The 15874-nt window shown below is 67.4% G+C and carries 13 protein-coding genes; 2 read left to right on the top strand and 11 right to left on the bottom strand.

Annotated features, from left to right (window positions below; translation table 11 throughout):
• Nucleotide 1: 1 nt before the first annotated feature.
• Genes H9Q09_RS06875 through H9Q09_RS06865 form a run of 3 tightly spaced genes read right to left on the bottom strand, consistent with a single transcriptional unit; the run spans nucleotide 2 to nucleotide 3665 of the window.
• Entirely contained in the window at nucleotides 2-778 is a 777-nt protein-coding gene (locus tag H9Q09_RS06875) for an ATP-binding cassette domain-containing protein (protein WP_187390444.1), read from the bottom strand.
• Entirely contained in the window at nucleotides 775-2760 is a 1986-nt protein-coding gene (fhuB, locus tag H9Q09_RS06870; RefSeq protein ID WP_187390443.1) for a Fe(3+)-hydroxamate ABC transporter permease FhuB, read from the bottom strand. The genes H9Q09_RS06875 and fhuB overlap by 4 nt, the downstream gene beginning before the upstream one ends.
• Nucleotides 2757-3665 carry an ABC transporter substrate-binding protein gene (locus tag H9Q09_RS06865; protein ID WP_187390442.1) on the bottom strand — a complete coding sequence of 303 codons (909 nt, stop codon included), beginning with the start codon at nucleotides 3663-3665 and terminating at the stop codon, nucleotides 2757-2759. The genes fhuB and H9Q09_RS06865 overlap by 4 nt, the downstream gene beginning before the upstream one ends.
• A 319-nt stretch (nucleotides 3666-3984) precedes the next feature.
• On the opposite strand from H9Q09_RS06865, the gene H9Q09_RS06860 reads away from it, so the two are divergent.
• Complete coding sequence (locus H9Q09_RS06860) at nucleotides 3985-6144, top strand: TonB-dependent siderophore receptor (RefSeq protein ID WP_246716034.1); 2160 nt, start codon at nucleotides 3985-3987, stop codon at nucleotides 6142-6144.
• A gap of 100 nt (nucleotides 6145-6244) precedes the next feature.
• On the opposite strand, the gene H9Q09_RS06855 is transcribed toward H9Q09_RS06860, so the two are convergent.
• The 3 genes from H9Q09_RS06855 to H9Q09_RS06845 form a co-directional block, all read right to left on the bottom strand.
• A complete protein-coding gene (locus H9Q09_RS06855; protein WP_187390440.1) occupies nucleotides 6245-7138 on the bottom strand; it encodes an NAD(P)-dependent oxidoreductase in 894 nt (297 codons plus the stop codon).
• Between the two features lie 143 nt (nucleotides 7139-7281).
• Nucleotides 7282-8280 carry an ABC transporter permease gene (locus H9Q09_RS06850; protein WP_187390439.1) on the bottom strand — a complete coding sequence of 333 codons (999 nt, stop codon included), beginning with the start codon at nucleotides 8278-8280 and terminating at the stop codon, nucleotides 7282-7284.
• Between the two features lie 67 nt (nucleotides 8281-8347).
• Nucleotides 8348-9088, bottom strand: a complete 741-nt coding sequence (locus H9Q09_RS06845) for an ATP-binding cassette domain-containing protein (protein ID WP_024349147.1) — start codon at nucleotides 9086-9088, stop codon at nucleotides 8348-8350.
• A 689-nt stretch (nucleotides 9089-9777) separates the two neighbouring features.
• On the opposite strand from H9Q09_RS06845, the gene H9Q09_RS06840 reads away from it, so the two are divergent.
• Nucleotides 9778-10773 carry a substrate-binding domain-containing protein gene (locus H9Q09_RS06840; RefSeq protein ID WP_024349146.1) on the top strand — a complete coding sequence of 332 codons (996 nt, stop codon included), beginning with the start codon at nucleotides 9778-9780 and terminating at the stop codon, nucleotides 10771-10773.
• Between the two features lie 140 nt (nucleotides 10774-10913).
• Here H9Q09_RS06840 and H9Q09_RS06835 read toward each other — a convergent pair whose 3' ends face one another.
• Genes H9Q09_RS06835 through H9Q09_RS06815 form a run of 5 tightly spaced genes read right to left on the bottom strand, consistent with a single transcriptional unit; the run spans nucleotide 10914 to nucleotide 15848 of the window.
• A complete protein-coding gene (locus H9Q09_RS06835; RefSeq protein WP_187390438.1) occupies nucleotides 10914-12548 on the bottom strand; it encodes a class I adenylate-forming enzyme family protein in 1635 nt (544 codons plus the stop codon).
• The gene (locus tag H9Q09_RS06830; protein WP_187390437.1) at nucleotides 12545-13198 is read right to left on the bottom strand and encodes an ATP-binding cassette domain-containing protein; all 654 of its coding nucleotides are present in this window, start codon (nucleotides 13196-13198) and stop codon (nucleotides 12545-12547) included. The genes H9Q09_RS06835 and H9Q09_RS06830 overlap by 4 nt, the downstream gene beginning before the upstream one ends.
• Nucleotides 13199-13201: 3 nt before the next feature.
• On the bottom strand, nucleotides 13202-13957 hold the full coding sequence (locus H9Q09_RS06825) for an ABC transporter ATP-binding protein (protein WP_024349143.1): 756 nt from the start codon (nucleotides 13955-13957) through the stop codon (nucleotides 13202-13204).
• The gene (locus tag H9Q09_RS06820) at nucleotides 13954-14955 is read right to left on the bottom strand and encodes a branched-chain amino acid ABC transporter permease (protein WP_187390436.1); all 1002 of its coding nucleotides are present in this window, start codon (nucleotides 14953-14955) and stop codon (nucleotides 13954-13956) included. The genes H9Q09_RS06825 and H9Q09_RS06820 overlap by 4 nt, the downstream gene beginning before the upstream one ends.
• The gene (locus tag H9Q09_RS06815; RefSeq protein ID WP_009208447.1) at nucleotides 14952-15848 is read right to left on the bottom strand and encodes a branched-chain amino acid ABC transporter permease; all 897 of its coding nucleotides are present in this window, start codon (nucleotides 15846-15848) and stop codon (nucleotides 14952-14954) included. Before H9Q09_RS06815 ends, H9Q09_RS06820 begins: the two co-directional genes overlap by 4 nt.
• Nucleotides 15849-15874: the final 26 nt, after the last annotated feature.

Raw genomic sequence — 15874 nt, 5'->3', positions numbered from 1 at the left:
CTCACCGTGCGAAGGCCAGTTTGCGCGTGCCCGAAGGCTCCGGCAGGACGTCCATCGGGATGCCGTAGATCGCCTCGAGGCAGGCCGGCGTCATGATCTGGGCAGGGTCGCCGCGGGCGACGAGATGCCCCTGTTTCAGCGCGATGATCTCGTCGCAGAAGCGCGCCGCCATGTTGATCTCGTGCAGGACGACGATGACGCCGACGCCACGGCGATCGCAGAGGTCGCGCACCAGCGACAGGACCTCGATCTGGTGGGCGACGTCGAGGGCCGAGATGGGCTCGTCGAGCAGCAGATAGCCGGCATCCTGGGCGACCAGCATGGCCAGCCAGACGCGCTGGCGTTCGCCGCCGGACAGGCTTTCCACGAAACGATCGGCGAAGGCCGTGGTGTCGGTCAGCGCCATCGCCTCTTCGACCTTGTCCCGGTCGGCGGGGCCGAATCGGCCGAGGGCGCCGTGCCAGGGGTAACGGCCGAGCGCGACGAGTTCGCGCGCCAGCATGCCCGGCGCGAGCGGCGTGTGCTGCGGCAGATAGGCGATCCGGCGGGCAAGTTCGCGGTCACCCCATGCATCGAGCGGGCGACCGTCGAAGCCGATGCCGCCGGTGGTGGGCCGAAGCTGGCGGGCGAGAAGTTTCAGGAGCGTCGACTTACCCGAGCCGTTGTGACCGACGAGCCCCGTCACGGTGCCCTGGCCGAGTTCGAGCGACAGTGGCGCCAGCAGCGTGCGTGCCGGCACGCTGAGGCTGGCAGCGTCCAGGGTGAAGGCGGCAGTCATGATGTCGAACCTTTTCGGCCGAGAAGGATCAGCAGGACGGGCGCGCCGACGAGGGCGGCGACCAGCCCGGTCGGCAATTGGTAGGGAAAGGCGATGGTGCGGGCGAGGAAATCGGCGACCGCCATGATCGCGGCGCCGGCCAGCGCCGCGACGAGCAGCGTCGGCAGCGGGCGGCGAATCCCCAGCATGCGGACGACATGCGGGGCCATCAGGCCGACGAATGTCAGCGGTCCGATGATCGGCGTGGCAGCGGCGGTCAGCAGTGCGGCCAGCACCAGAAGGCAGGGCCTGGCATAGGCCAGCGGCACGCCGAGCGCGGCCGCCTGCCGGTCGCCGAGCGGCAGGATCGCCAGCCAGCGCAGCACCGGCAGGCCTGCTGCGACGAGAACGAGCGCAGCAATGGCGACGGGAATCGCGTCGGCCATGGTGAGGCCCTGCGTCGAGCCGCCCATCCAGTCCACGAGGATGAAGGCGCGCGGGTCGCCGCCCGCCGCTAGCACCCCGACAAAGGCGTCGAGAAGGGCATTGAGCGCGATGCCGGCGAGAAGGATCGTCTCCGGCGAAAAACCGGTGCGCCGGGCATAGAATATGATCGCGACAAGGACGGCGAGGCCGCCGAGGCTGGTCACCAGGCTTTCGCCGAGAAGGCCGAGATCATCGAAGACGAACAGCGACAGCGCGAAGGCGAAGGCGGCGCCGGCGCTGACGCCCAGAACCTCGGGGCTCGCCATCTCGTTGCCGGTCAGCCGCTGCAGGATGAAGCCCGCGACCGCGACCATGGCACCGGCGGCGGCGGCGGCGATGAGGCGCGGCGCGCGCCAGGGCAGGATCTCCGCCCAGGCGTCCGCGGGCAGGATCTGCCAGGCACCGGTCGCATCGCGTCCGAGAAAGAGGACTGCGACGAGAGAAAGGGCGAGGGTCACGCAGAGGGCGAGCCTGAGGGCCGGGGAGAAGCGGGCGGTCGCCTGCGGGACGGAGGCTTCGAAGGGCGGGCGGACGCTGGCGCGCAGGCGCGGCAGGAGGAAGAGCAGCAGCGGCGAGCCGAAGATCGCGGTCACCGCGCCGGTCGGCAGGAATTCCGCCGAGACGCCCGACAGCAGCGTGACCGCGCAGTCGGTCGCCAGCAGAAGCAGTGCGCCGATGATGCTCGACCAGACGAGTCGCTCGCCGAACTGCCGGGCGCCGGCCAGCCGCGCCAGGATCGGCGCGACGAGGCCGATGAAGCCGATGACGCCGACGGCGCTGGTCACGAAGCCGGCGAGGAGTACGGCGAGGCCGATCGCGCCGATCCTGATCCGGGTGACGTTCAGGCCGAGCGAGGCGACGCTGGCATCACCGAGTTCCAGAAGCGACAGCGGCCGCACCAGCAGCCACACCGGGACGACGAGAACGGCGAGCCGCATCGCCAGGTCGATGGTCGGCTGCCAGCTCTGCTGCGCCAGCGAGCCGGCGCCCCAGATGAACAGGCTGACCAGATAGCGGTCCTTGATCATGATCAGGATCGCCGACAGCGCGCCGCAATACAGGCTGACGACCAGGCCGGCGAGAATCAGCGAGACCGCCGAGAAATTGCGCCGCACCAACATGAAGACGATCAGCGTCGAGGCGGCACTCCCGGTGATCGCCACGAGGTCGCGTCCAAAGCCGAAGAGGGCCGGCGCGAACAGTGTCGCGAGGGCCAGCGCCAGCCGGGCACCGGCATCGATGCCGAGCGTCGTCGGGGCGGCGAGGGGATTGCGCAGCACCTGCTGCAGGATCGCGCCGGATGCCGACAGGGCGCCGCCGCACAGCACCGCCATCGCAAGCCGCGGCAATTCGGCATGAAGGAACAGGATGCGGGCGGGGTCGTAGCCGCCGGTCGGTGCGCCCGCCCACAAATCCGCGATCGGGGCGGCGACGACGGCGACCGTCAGCACGGCGGCAACGAGGGCCAGCGCTGCGCCGAAGCGGGCCGGGCCGGTCAGGCTCTGCGACAGGATCATGCGGGGGCGCCATCCCCGGCCTGGCCCGCCGGACCGGCGAGCGCCTCGGTAAGAAGTTCGGCGAAGCGCAGCGCCGAGGGCAGTGCGCCGAACATCAGCGTGGGCGGCAGCACGGTGACCTGTCCGGCCTTCACGAAAGGAAGCTGCCGCCAGAGCGGGCTGGCGCCGAGCGTCTGCATCAAGGTCGGCGGCAGCGGCTCGAAGGCGAAGAGCCGCACGTCGCGGGCGGTGGCCAGTGTCTCGACACCGACTGTTGCAAATCCCCAGTAATTGGTCTCGCCTTCATAGGCGTTGGTCACGCCCAGGCGGTCGAGGACGGACTGGTAGAGGCCATGCCGGCCGAAGATCCGCGCGTGACGCGTGTCCATGAAGGCGACGAGATAGACCGGCGGCAGGGACAGCCCGGCCAGGCGGCGCGCGCAGGTCGCAAACGTCGCGTCGATCTCTTCCAGGAACGCGTCGGCCGCGTCCTGGCGGCCGGTGCGATCGGCGAGGGTGCGGGTCACGTCGCGGGCGCGCTGCAGGGGATCGGTGCCCTCCTGATAGATGGTCAGGCGCTCGACCGGCGCGATGCGGGAAAGCGCCGTCTCCTGGCGCGCGACATAGTCGGTGGTGAGGATCAGGTCCGGCTCGAGCAGCGCAAGGCGCTCGAAATTCACCTGCAGGCTGGAGCCGAGATCGGCGACCCCCGCCGGCAGCGCCGGTTCGACGACCCACTCGTCCCAGTCGCTTGCGGCGGTCTGGGCGATCGGCGGGTGGCCGAGCGCCAGCAGGGTCTCCGTCAGCGCGTAATCGAGGGAGGCGATGCGGGGACCGGCAGCCGGCAGCATCGTCGCCCGGGCGGTGCGAATGGTGGCGGCCGTTGCGGCGATTCCACCCAGAAGCGCACGTCTGTCGATCACCATCGCGCCGCAGCCTTCGGTGTATCGTATTGATTGGCCTCAGAGATTTTAATCATTCCAAATTCAGTGTCTTTTTCGCCACAGCCGCGACACAGTTCGCCGACCCGGCCCTTCGGCATGTCTGTTTCCGGCTTCGTCCAACCGCCTGATGCGCAGTCCATTCGTGCCTGCGACGGCGGTTTCGGCCCGTTCGAGCCTGCATTCGCTAATGTTGACTCTTCAATTCATGTTTATCTATCGCTCGGTCCGTTCCGAGGGCAAGGGGTCCTCGACAGAATGGATGTGCGACATGCGTAACTCACCGGCCGACCGAGGCTTTTCATTGAACGCAACCCGCCGGCTGGCGCGGTTCCTGTCCCTGTCGGCGGCCGGTCTCGCCCTCGTCCCGGGGCTGGCGCAGGCGCAAGACGCGCCGGTGGTGCTGGACACGGTGACGATCGAGGCGGCCGGCGGTGAGGCGGACGGCATGTTGGGCGGCGCCGTTGCCGGGGCGGCAGGCGCCGACTACGCCGTGGACGGCTACGTCGCCGGCACCACCGCATCGGCCACCAAGACCGACCTGCCGATCGTCAGGGTGCCGCAGATGGTCGCGGTGATCACCGAAGAGCAGCTCGACGATCGCAACGTCCAGTCGCTGACCGAGGCGCTGACCTATTCGGCGTCGGCGCGGGCGGGCGCCTTCGGCCTCGATCCCCGCTTCGATTCCTTCTACATTCGCGGCTTCGACGCGACCTATACGGGCGTCTTCCGCGACGGGCTGCGGGACTTCTCCAACAGCTTCCTCCTGAGCCAGGTCGAGCCTTACGGCCTGCAGTCGCTGTCGGTTCTCAAGGGTCCCTCATCGGGCCTCTACGGCTCGGCCAATGCCGGCGGCATCATCGACTTGACGTCGAAGCGGCCGACCACGGAGAGCTTCCGCGAGATCGGCGCCGAATACGGCACCAACAACCGCTACCAGGCGACCTTCGACGCCTCGGGGCCGCTCGGCGGGTCCGGCTCGACCTTCTACCGGATGACCGGTGTCGCCCGCGATTCGGATACCGACAACCCGTTCGTGTCGGACGACGAGCTGCTGATCGCACCGGCGATCACCTACGCGCCGGATGCCGACACCAGCTTCACGGTTCTCAGCGAGTTGCAGCGGGTCCACACCGGCGGCACCGCCGCCTATGTCCAGGGCAACCGGGACGTGACCGACGTGCCCTATGCCGATCCGAACTTCAACGATCTCGACCAGACCCAGGGCCGCATCGGCTATGAGTTCGAGCAGCGCCTGTCCGACATCTTCACCTTCCGCCAGAAGGCCCGCTACCAGGGCATGGATATCTACGGCGAGTATCTCTACCCGCATGGGGCGGCGGTGAACGGGGTGCTTGCCCGCGGCTCGGGCGTCGTGGCGCAGACGCTGCATGGCGGCGTCGCCGACACCCAGCTCGAGGCCAAGTTCGATACCGGCATCCTGCGGCACATCATGACCGGCGGTATCGACGGCTACTACACCGAGTTCACCAACAAGGAAGGCTACGGCACCGCGCCGTCCCTGAATCTTGCCAGCCTCGACTACAGCCGCGGCATCGACCGCCCGGACTACACGGTTGCCGAGGAGCAGACCCAGCGCCAGCTCGGCCTGTATCTGCAGGACATCATCGAGATCGACCGCCTGACCGTCGCGCTCGGCGCTCGCCACGACTGGGTGAAGACCGAGACGGCGACCGGCGCCCCCGGCAATCTCGGCGATGCGGAGGACCAGAGCGACGATGCCTTCACCGGCCGCGTCGGCGTCAGCTACCTCTTCGACAACGGCATTGCGCCCTATGCCAGCTACTCGACGTCCTTCTCGCCCAATATCGGCCTGAACCCGGACGGCTCTGCCTTCGTGCCGACGACCGCCGAGCAGTACGAGCTGGGCGTCAAGTATCAGGTGCCGGACGTCAATCTGCTGGTGTCGGCCGCGATCTACCAGATCGAGCAGGAGAAGGGCGTCTTCCTGCAGCCGAGCGCCGATTTCTCGACCAGCGTGCAGGTGCAGCTCGACAAGCTGCGCAGCCGCGGCTTCGAAATCGAAGCGGCGGCGGGCCTCGCCGACGGGCTGAACCTGACCCTGTCCTATGCCTATCTCGACATGGAGATCATCGAGGGCGTGCCCGGCACCGAGGGCAACACGCTGTCCTCGCGCCCGCAGCACACCGCCGCGGCCTGGCTCGACTACACGGTGCAGAACGGCTTCGCGAAAGGCTTCGGCATCGGCGGCGGCGTGCGCTTCGTAGGCGAGAGCTTCGGCAACGACCGCAACAGCTTCAAGAACGATGCCCGGGCCTATGTCGACGCGGCGCTGCACTACGACGTGCAGGCGGTCGAGGGGCTGCGCGTGCAGGTCAATGCCACCAACATCTTCGACGAGGATGCGGCGCTCTGCACCGAAGGCTTCTGCTATGCCGAGCAGGAGCGCCAGGTCATCGGCAGCGTGCGCTACCGGTTCTGAGAACTCCGGCAAACGCAGCACGATATGGAAAAGGGGCGGCCCGGCGGGCCGCCCCTTTTCGTTGCAGGATGGGGGCGAGGGGTCCCGTCGCGTCCGGCGATCAGACCGAGACGTATTTGCGCCAGTCGTGCTCCTCCCTGAAGCCGAGGACCTCGCGGATCTTGCGGTTGGACAACGGCGCCTCGTATTCGCCGAGCTCCCGGGTGATCGGGATCTGCGGGCAATAGGTCTTCAGGAATTCGGCCGTCGGCATGGTGGCGGTGATGGTGTCGTTGGTGGCGTTGAACGCCTGGAAACCCAGCCCGTCCTTGGCGATCGCCAGATCCACCATCTGGCCGAGATCGCGGGCGTCGATATAGCTCCAGGCATTGCGCTTGCGCGACATCGGGTCGGCGAGGAAGCCGGGGAACATGTCGTATTCGTGCGGCTCGATGACGTTGCCGATGCGCAGGGCATAGATGTCGGCGCCCGAGCGCATGGCGAAGGCGCGGGCGGTCTTCTCGTTCAGCACCTTGGACAGGCCATAGCTGTCCATCGGGTCGATGTCGTAATCCTCTTCCAGCGGGAAGTGGTGGAAATCCTTGTCGCCCTCGGCGAAGCACACGCCGTAGGTCGTCTCGCTGGAAGCGATGACGATCTTGCGGATGCCGAGCTTCACCGCCGCCTCGATGACGTTGTAGGTGCCCATCGTGTTGACGCGGAAGGTCTCGTTGTCCGGCCGGATCAGCACGCGCGGGATCGCCGCGAAATGCACCACGGCGTCGATGGGCGCGGGCCCGGTGCCGGTGGCGAACTCGTCGAGCCCGAAATGGCTGGAAAGGGCGTTGTACATCTGCCCGCTGTCGGTGATGTCGGCATTCAGATTCTCGACGCCCTCGTGCTCGAAGGGCACGAGATCGACATTCAGCACCTTGTGACCCTTGTCGACGAGATAGGGGACGACGTGGCTGCCGGCCTTACCGGTGCCGCCGGTGAAGACGATGCGCTTGCTCATTTCTGGAACTCCCTGTCGAAATCTCTTGGCGCCGGACGAACGGCCGTCTCTGCGGCCATGGCATCCGCAAGGCCGCCGGCGCGCCTTCCGCCGAGTTGGGGCGGACCGGCTCCGCGGCCAGTGCGCGGTCCCGTTCCGGCCGGCTATTCCCGCAGTCTGAGATTGCGGATGCGGTCGAAGAGGACCGCCAGGATGATCGCCCCGCCGATGAAGGCGCCCTGCCAGAAGGCGTTGATGCCGAGAAGGCCGAGGCTGTTGCGGATCACCTCGATCAGCGCCGCGCCGACCAGGGCGCCGAAGGCGGTGCCGACGCCGCCGGCAAGGTTGGCGCCGCCGATCACCGCCGCGGCGATGACCTGCAGTTCCATGCCGGCGCCGATATTGGTCGTCACCGCGCCCAGCCAGCCGGTCTGGATGATGCCGGCAATGCCCGCGGTCAGCGCCGAGATCATGTAGACCGCGACCTTGATGGGGCGCACCGGGACGCCGGTGAGCGTGGCGGCATGCTCGTTGCCGCCGATCGCGAAGACATGCCGGCCGAACCGCGTCCAGCGCAGGATGAAGCCGGTGATCAGCGCCAGGACGACCATGTAGATGACCGGATTGGCGATGCCGAAGAAGAAGGCCCCGCCGCCCAGCGCCAGAAGCTGGTCGTGGTCGGGGCCGAACTCGAAGACCACCGTGTTGTTCGACACGACCATGGCGAGGCTGCGGGCCAGCGACAGCATGCCGAGCGTGACCACGAAGGGCGGAAAATCGAGATAGGCGATCAGGACGCCGTTGAAGGCGCCGACGAGCAGCGCCGTGCCGATGGCCGCGGCGATGCCGATCTCGATGGAGTAGCCCGCATGCATGACCACGGCGAGCACCATGGAGCACAGGCACAGGACCGAACCCACCGACAGGTCGATGCCGCCGCTGATGATGACCAGCGTCATGCCCAGCGCGATGATGGCGGTGAAGGTGACGTTCCGGCTGATATTGTAGAGGTTCCTGCTGGTGGCGAAGGAATCCGTCGCAAGGGACAGATAGAGACAGGCGGCCAGGAGCGCGACGACGACCCAGAAGGTCTGGCTCGCAACCATCGAACTCAGCCAGCTCGGCTGCTTGTGTTCGACGGGCTGTTCCAGCGTGAAAGCCATGGGGCGGTGTCCTGCAGGTCGGCGTTGGGTGGGGCGAGCGGCGGTCGGTGGGGCGTGTCAGCCCGCCTCAGGCATGTTCGATGGCGCCGGTGATGAGCCCGGTCACTTCCTCCGGGGAACTGTCGGCGACAGGCTTGTCGGCGACCTTGCGGCCGCGGCGCATGACGATGACCCGGTCGGCCACGGTGAAGACGTCCGGCATGCGGTGGCTGATCAGGACGACGGTAATGCCCTGGTCGCGCAGCCGGCGGATGAGGCTGAGAACCTCGGCGACCTGGCGCACGGAGATCGCGGCGGTGGGTTCGTCCATCAGGACGATCTTGGCATCCGACAGTCGCGTGCGGGCGATGGCGACGGCCTGGCGCTGGCCGCCGGACATCTTCCGCACCAGGTCGCGCGGCCGGGTTTCCGATTTCAGCTCGGCGAAGATCTCGGCGGCGCGCCGGTACATGCCGGCATAGTCGAGAATGGTGAACGGCCAGACGCCGCGCCGCAATTCCCGGCCGAGATAGACATTGGCGGCGGCGGTGAGATTGTCGCAGAGGGCGAGATCCTGGTGGACGATCTCGATGCCGTGTTCGCGGGCCTCGACCGGCCGGTGCATGACCAGCGGCTTGTCGTTCATGCGCAGGGTGCCGTGGGTGGGGCGGAAATTGCCGGCGATCATCTTGACCAGCGTCGACTTGCCGGCGCCGTTGTCGCCCATCAGCCCGACGACCTCGCCCGGCATCAGGGAAAAGGACACGTCGTTGACGGCGTGGATGGCGCCGAAATGCTTCGATATGTTGCTGAGTTCGAGAACCGACACGTCAGACCATTCCCCCCGTTCCCGGCCGCCGTGTCCGCCCGGTCGCCGCGCGACGGCACGGCGATGCACCTGTTTGCGATAGCCCTATTCCGCTAGGGAATATGAGCGCATACGGCGCATCTGTGCCGCGTTTCGAGGGCGATAAGGCACGCTCGGGGCCCCTCCGTCAACGACGGGCAGTAGCAATTTTGGGCGGAATCCCAGTTTTTACTTCGTCAGGAAAAATGCGGTTGACCGGTTTTGCGCCGCGCGCTTAGATGACGCTCATCCGCTGCCAGCAAGTGCGGCGCAATAACTTTCATGGTGCGGTGCAGTTGCTTGTTCTGCTGCCGCCCGGCGGTCGTCGTCGGGTCGACGCGACGCGATCTGCCATGGTCCGTGTGTCAGGATGGGAGCCTGGCCTCGTGGACAGGCAGGCTTGCTTCGAGGCGGTGCAGGCCGTGGCGAATTCGTTTGCGACGTGACCTTCGCTGTCCGGACGGGCGGCGCGGACATCTTCAAGGGCGCACGCGGGAGGCGCGCGCCGGATCGGCGGCCAGGGGCCGACTGCAGGGGCCGTCCGTTCGGTCCGCCTTCGTCCCGGGGCTTTCATCACGCAGCAGGAACCGGATTGCGGACGCAGCGCCGCAGCCGAAAGGGAGCCGTCGTCCTTCTTGCGAAAGGCGCGGTCCATCACTGGGGAGGACGACATGAGGAAACTGACGTTACTGGCCGCGGCAGCGGTGACGGCGCTGGCTGTCGGCGCGGCACCGGCACTGGCCAAGAAGCAGCTGGTCATCGTGGTGAAGGGCCTCGACAACCCGTTCTTCGAGGCGATCAACCAGGGCTGCCAGAAGTGGAACGGCGAGAACCCCGATTCCGAATATGAGTGCTTCTACACCGGTCCCGCCTCGACGTCCGACGAGGCCGGCGAGGCGCAGATCGTGCAGGACATGCTCGGCAAGGCCGACACGGCCGCCATGGCGATCTCGCCGTCCAACGCCAAGCTGATTGCCCAGACCATCAAGATCTCCAACCCGACCGTGCCGATCATGACCATCGACGCGGATCTGGCCGAGGAGGATGCCGGCCTGCGCATGACCTATCTGGGCACCGACAATTACCTGATGGGCAAGCGGATCGGCGAATACATCGCCGAGGCCAAGCCGGATGGCGGCACGATCTGCTCCATCCAGGGCAATCCGGGGGCCGACAACATCCTGCGCCGCGCACAGGGCATGCGCGACGCGCTGTCGGGCGAGGAAGGCCTGCCGGCGCTGGCCGGCGAAGGCGGCTGGACCGAGGTGGCGGGTTGCCCGGTCTTCACCAATGACGACGGTGCCAAGGGCGTTCAGGCGATGACCGACATTCTCGCCGCCAATCCCGATCTCGACGCCTTCGGCATCATGGGCGGCTGGCCGCTCTTCGGGGCGCCGCAGCCCTATCGCGATCTCATCGGCCCCTATGCCGAGCGGATTGCCAGCAACGACTTCGTCGTCGGCGCCGCCGACACGATCGGCGAAGAGGTGGCGATCGCCGGCGAAGGGCTCGTGACCGCGCTCGTCGGCCAGCGGCCCTTCGAGATGGGCTATCTGGCGCCCTCGGTGATGATCGACCTGATCGAGGGCAAGGATGTCGACGACCCGGTCTTCACCGGCCTCGACGAGTGCACCAAGGACACCGTCGACACCTGCATCCAGAAATAACGCCGCACGGGAGGGCCGCTCGGGCCCTCCTTGTCGGCCCACTGACCGGAGAATCCGAACGGGCGCCTGCGATTCATCGCGGGTGCCCCGTTGCCTGTTGGGGCGAGCTTTTGCACCACGTGGAAAGCCTCGAACTCGCCTCAGATGTCCCGGCCGGCGTCGGTTCTGGCCTGTTCGCGCAAGGGGGCCTTCATCAGCTTGCCATTGGCGTTGCGGGGGAGGGGATCGGCGGTGAAGACGAAGCGGTCGGGGACCTTGTAGTCGGCGAGGCGCTCGCGGCAGAAGGCCGCGAGAACGGTCTCGTCGATGTCGGCGTCGCGGCGGTGGACGAAGGCCTGAACCTTCTCGCCGAGGACGGGATCGGGGTAGGGCACGACGGCGACTTCGGCGACGCCCGGATGGAAGGCGAGGACGTTCTCGACCTCGGCGCTGAACACCTTGTAGCCGCCGCGGTTGATCATGTCCTTCAGGCGGTCGTGGATGAACAGATAGCCGGCCTCGTCGAGCCGGCCGACATCGCCGGAGCGCCAGGCGCCGTCGACGAAGGATTCGGCTGTCTTCTCCGGCAGGTTCCAGTAGCCCGGCACGACCATCGGCCCGCCGATCCAGACCTCGCCGGATTGCCCGCGCGGGACCTCGTGTCCCTCGCTGTCCATGATGCGGATGTCGGCGCCGGGCACAGGTGCGCCGACGCTGGCCGGGCGGGCGATCTGGCGGCCGGCCGGCATGATCGTCGCCGGCGAAGTGGTCTCGGTGGCGCCATAGGCCTGGACGAGATCGAGATTGGGTAGAAGCTGCGCGACCCGCTCGATGGTCGCGACCGGCATGGGCGCGCCGCCGAAGGAGCCGACCCGCCAGTGGCTCAGGTCGTGGCGGGTGAAATCGGCGCGCAGCAGGCATAGATTATACATGGCCGGCACCATCATGGTGAAGGTCATGCGCTCGGCGGTCGCCAAAGCCAGAAAGGCATCGGCCTCGAACCGGTGCATCATGACCACGGCCCCGCCGACGCCGAGCAGGGCGAAGACATTGGCGATCAGCCCGGTGACGTGGCTGGCCGGCACGGCGACGATGGTGCGGTCGGTCGCGCTCAGTCGCATGCAGTGGCGATAGACCAGGCAGGAATGGACGATATTCAGGTGCGTGAGCATCGCCCCCTTGGGGTTTCCGGTGGTGCCCGAGGTGTAGAGGATGACGGCGAGATCCTCCTCGGCGAGGGGCACCGACGGCGCGTCGGCCGCGGGCAGCTGCGGGTCCGCGGCGAGGATCTCGGCGAAGGGGTCGCGGGCGTCGGCGGTGGCATTCGGTCCGGCGCCCATGGCCAGACGGCGCGCGCCCTCCGGCAGGCGGTCGGCGAGTTCGGCCTCGCAGATGGTCAGCGCGGCGCCGCAATCGTCAAGAATATAAGCGAGTTCCGGCGGGCTCGCCCTTGTGCTGAGAGGCACGACGACGATCCCGGCCCGCACCGCGCCGACGAGCGCGGCGACGAACTCCCAACGATTGCCGACGAGGAGGCCGACGCGATCACCGCGCGACATGCCCTCGGCCGCCAGGAGCGCCGCGACCTGATCCGCGATGACGCGCAGGTGCGCATGGGAGATGCGGACGCTGCCGCAGATGACGGCGTCGCCGTGCGGATTGGCGGCGGCGGCCGCTGCCAGCATGGCATCGAGGTCGCCGGGACGGTCGGCGAAGGCACTCAGGGTGCGGTCGCCGAAATGCAGCTCCTGCCGCAGGGCCGGGGCTTCGGGCCAGAAGAAATCATCCTGGCTCACGCAGCCACGTCCATGGCGTTGGCACCCCGCTCGATCCCGAAGACATGGTCGAGCACGGTGTGCGAATGGGTCATTTCCGACATGCTCATGACGATGGAGAGCTTCTCGCTCTTCAGCGCCGAGATGACGTCGGACAGGCGCTGGGCCAATGCCGGCGCGACACCCTCGAAGGGCTCGTCGAGCAGCAGCAGCCGGTGTCCGGCGGTCAGCGCCCGGCCAAGCGCCACCATCTTCTGCTGGCCGCCGGAGAGCTGCAGCGCCTTGCGTTTGGCCATGCCCTTCAGTTCGGGCATCACCTCATAGACGAAGTCGAGCCGCGCCTTGCCGTCGAGGCCGGAAATGACCCAGCTCGGCAACAGCATGTTCTCTTCCACCGACAGTTCGGGGATCAGGCCGCGGGTCTCCGGCATGTAGCCGATGCCCTCGGCGGCGCGGGCGTGGACCGGCTGCTTGGCCATGTCCTGCCCGTCGAAGCGGATGCGGCCCCTGGAAACGGCGGCGATGCCCATGATGGCGCGCATGACGGTGGTCTTGCCGGCGCCGTTGCGGCCGGCCAGCCCGACCATGGCGCCGGGCTCGACACTCATCGAAAAGCCGCGCACGGCCTCGACCGGGCCGATCTTCACCTGGATGTTCTCTAAGGTCAGCATGGTCTACCTCGCCGTTCCGGTGACGAATTCCTGGACCTTCGGGTCGGCAAGAACGCGTTCGGGCGTGTCGTCGGCGATGATGTCGCCGGAATAGAAGGCGAGCACCCGGTCGGCGTAGCGGGTGACCACCTCCATGTCGTGCTCGACGAAGATCACCGCCGCCTTCTCGCCGGCCAGCGCCGCCATCACCCGGTCCATCAGCGGGAACTTCTCCTCCGAGGAGACGCCGGAGGTCGGCTCGTCGAGAAGCAGCACCCGCGGCTGGCTGACCAGCGCCATGGCGATGTCGATCAGCTTGCGCACGCCGCCCGGCAGTTGCTCGACTGGCTGGTCGGCATAGTCGGTGAGGCCGAAGCGGGCGAGCATCTCCAGCGCGCGATCGACGTTCTGCCGGTCATGGACCGGGCGGAAGAAGGACGCCTTCTGTTTGGACGCGATGGTGCCGGCGACGATCAGATTGTCGACCGCGGTCATGGATTCGCACAATTGCGGGATCTGGAAGGAGCGGCAGACGCCCATCCGGCTGATGCGCCGCGGCGAGAAGCCGACGACATTGTCGCCGTAGAGCAGGATCTCGCCGGAATCCGGCTTCATGTAGCCGGTGACCATGTTGACGAAGGTGGTCTTGCCGGCGCCGTTCGAGCCGATCAGCGACAGGCGGGCGGCGGCAGGAACCTGCACATCGAGGTCGTCGGCGGCGATGACGGCGCCGAAGGCCTTTTTCAGCCCCTTCACGTGGAGGACGATCTCTTCGCTCATCGGGCGGCCTCGCCTTCGAGGGACGATACGGGCTTTGCGTTGCCGGGGGTCTGCGTCTCGGCGCGCTTGACCGGGCGGGCCCAGAGCGAGCCGAACCCCTTCGGCAGGAACAGGATCACCAGCAGCAGGAAGATGCCCAGCGCCATCTGCCAGCTGTCGGGGAAATACTGGTTGGCGAAGGAGCGCACGAGTTCGGTCAGGAGCGCTGCGCCGAAGACGGCGATGACGCTCATATAGCCGCCGAGGATGGCGATGAAGACGACTTCGCCGGAGGTGGTCCAGTAGCTGAAGAACGGGTCGATATGGCCGAGCGCCAGGCCGTTCAGCGTGCCACCGAGGCCGGCCAGCGTGCCGGCGATGATGAAGTTGCGCTGGGTGACGGAAAACACCGAGGCGCCGAGATATTCGACCCGCAATTCGTTCTCGCGGGCGGCCAGCGCGACGAGGCCGGGCCCGCTGTCGAAATACATCCGGCAGAGCGCGGCGGCCAGCGCCGCCACGCCGACGGCCACGCCGTAGAGGGCGAAGTCGGACGCCGCCTGCGCCGGGGCAAAGCCGAGAAAGGTCGGCTCGGGCACGTTAAAGCCGTCAGACCCGCCGATGGCGGTGGACTTGGCGAGGACACCGTAGAGCACCATCGACAGGGCCATGGTCAGCATGGCGAAGAAGATGCCGCGATAGCGCGCCACGAGCGGCGAGATGATCGCCGCGACGAGGCCACCCGCCAGCCCGCCGACGGCGAGAAGCACGAAGACGTCCTCGATCCCGACATGCAGGGCGACGAGACCGGCGACATAGGCGCCGACGCAGTAGAACATGCCCTGGCCGAAGGAGACGAGCCCGCCGCGCATGAGCGTGACGATGCCCAGCGCCACCAGCCCGAAGGCGGCGACCTTGGTGAGAGTGAAGAGGAGCCAGAGCGGCAGGACGGCGCCCAGTGCGATGAGGGCGATTGCGGCGACGAACGCGACGGCCAGGATACGGGTCGTGGTGGTCATATCTTGCGTGCCTGAACCGGAGTGAAGAGGCCTTCGGGCCGGAAGATCAGGACGATGACCATCACCAGGTAGATGATGAAGATCTCCGCTTCCGGCGCCTCGTAGACGGCGAAGGATCGGGCCAGCCCGACGATCAGGGCGCCGATCGCCGCGCCGGGAATGGAGCCGAGACCGCCGATGATGACGACGGCGAAGCTGACGACGATGACGCTGACGCTGATGCCCGGCTGAACCGAGATGAGCGGGCTGGTGAAGGCGCCGCCGAGGGCCGCCAGGAACACGCCGAGGCCGAAGGCCAGAAGGTAGATGCGGGCGATGTTCACGCCCATCGCGGCGCTGACCTCGGGCTCGTTGATCACCGCGACGGTGACCTTGCCGATGCGGGTGCGGTGCAGGCCGAGCCAGACGCCGAGGCCGCAGACAATGGCCAGGCCAATCAGGGCGAGGTCGTAGCCGACATAGAAGAGGCTGCCGACCTCGACATTGCCGAGGAGGTTGCGCGGCTCGAAGACGTAATAGGGGTCGACGCCGAAGACCATCTTGGTGGCGTCCTCGAGGATGAGGAAGACGGCGTAGGTGACGAGGAGGATCAGGACTTCGTCGCGTCCGTAGAACAGTCGCAGCAGGCCGCGCTCGATCAGCGGCGCGATGACGATGGCGACCGCCAGGGCGGCGATGAACATGGCGATCAGGCTGAAGGCGGGCGGCAGGCCCCAGCTGGCGAAGAAGGGCACCGCGACGGCGGCACTGTAGGCGCCGAGCGCGTAGAGCCCGCCATGGGCGAAGTTCAGGATGCGCAGGACGCCGAAGACCAAAGTCAGGCCGAGCGCGACGATGAACAGCCACGAGGCGTAGATCAGGCCGTCGAGAATGATGGTGAGGACTATGTCCATCCGGATGTACCCGCTGCTTTACGACG

This window comes from Aurantimonas sp. DM33-3 (assembly GCF_014334315.1).
GTDB classification, from domain to species: Bacteria; Pseudomonadota; Alphaproteobacteria; order Rhizobiales; family Rhizobiaceae; genus Aurantimonas; species Aurantimonas coralicida.
The sequence above is the reverse complement of the archived record's forward strand: the minus strand, read 5'-3'. Positions and strand labels throughout refer to the sequence as shown.

Bases quoted from the DNA above. Each gene is read 5' to 3' on its own strand.
- H9Q09_RS06875 (WP_187390444.1), bottom strand. From the start codon at position 778: ATGACTGCCGCCTTCACCCTGGACGCTGCCAGCCTCAGCGTGCCGGCA.
- fhuB (WP_187390443.1), bottom strand. From the start codon at position 2,760: ATGATCCTGTCGCAGAGCCTGACCGGCCCGGCCCGCTTCGGCGCAGCG.
- H9Q09_RS06865 (WP_187390442.1), bottom strand. From the start codon at position 3,665: ATGGTGATCGACAGACGTGCGCTTCTGGGTGGAATCGCCGCAACGGCC.
- H9Q09_RS06855 (WP_187390440.1), bottom strand. From the start codon at position 7,138: ATGAGCAAGCGCATCGTCTTCACCGGCGGCACCGGTAAGGCCGGCAGC.
- H9Q09_RS06850 (WP_187390439.1), bottom strand. From the start codon at position 8,280: ATGGCTTTCACGCTGGAACAGCCCGTCGAACACAAGCAGCCGAGCTGG.
- H9Q09_RS06840 (WP_024349146.1), top strand. From the start codon at position 9,778: ATGAGGAAACTGACGTTACTGGCCGCGGCAGCGGTGACGGCGCTGGCT.
- H9Q09_RS06830 (WP_187390437.1), bottom strand. From the start codon at position 13,198: ATGCTGACCTTAGAGAACATCCAGGTGAAGATCGGCCCGGTCGAGGCC.
- H9Q09_RS06825 (WP_024349143.1), bottom strand. From the start codon at position 13,957: ATGAGCGAAGAGATCGTCCTCCACGTGAAGGGGCTGAAAAAGGCCTTC.
- H9Q09_RS06820 (WP_187390436.1), bottom strand. From the start codon at position 14,955: ATGACCACCACGACCCGTATCCTGGCCGTCGCGTTCGTCGCCGCAATC.
- H9Q09_RS06815 (WP_009208447.1), bottom strand. From the start codon at position 15,848: ATGGACATAGTCCTCACCATCATTCTCGACGGCCTGATCTACGCCTCG.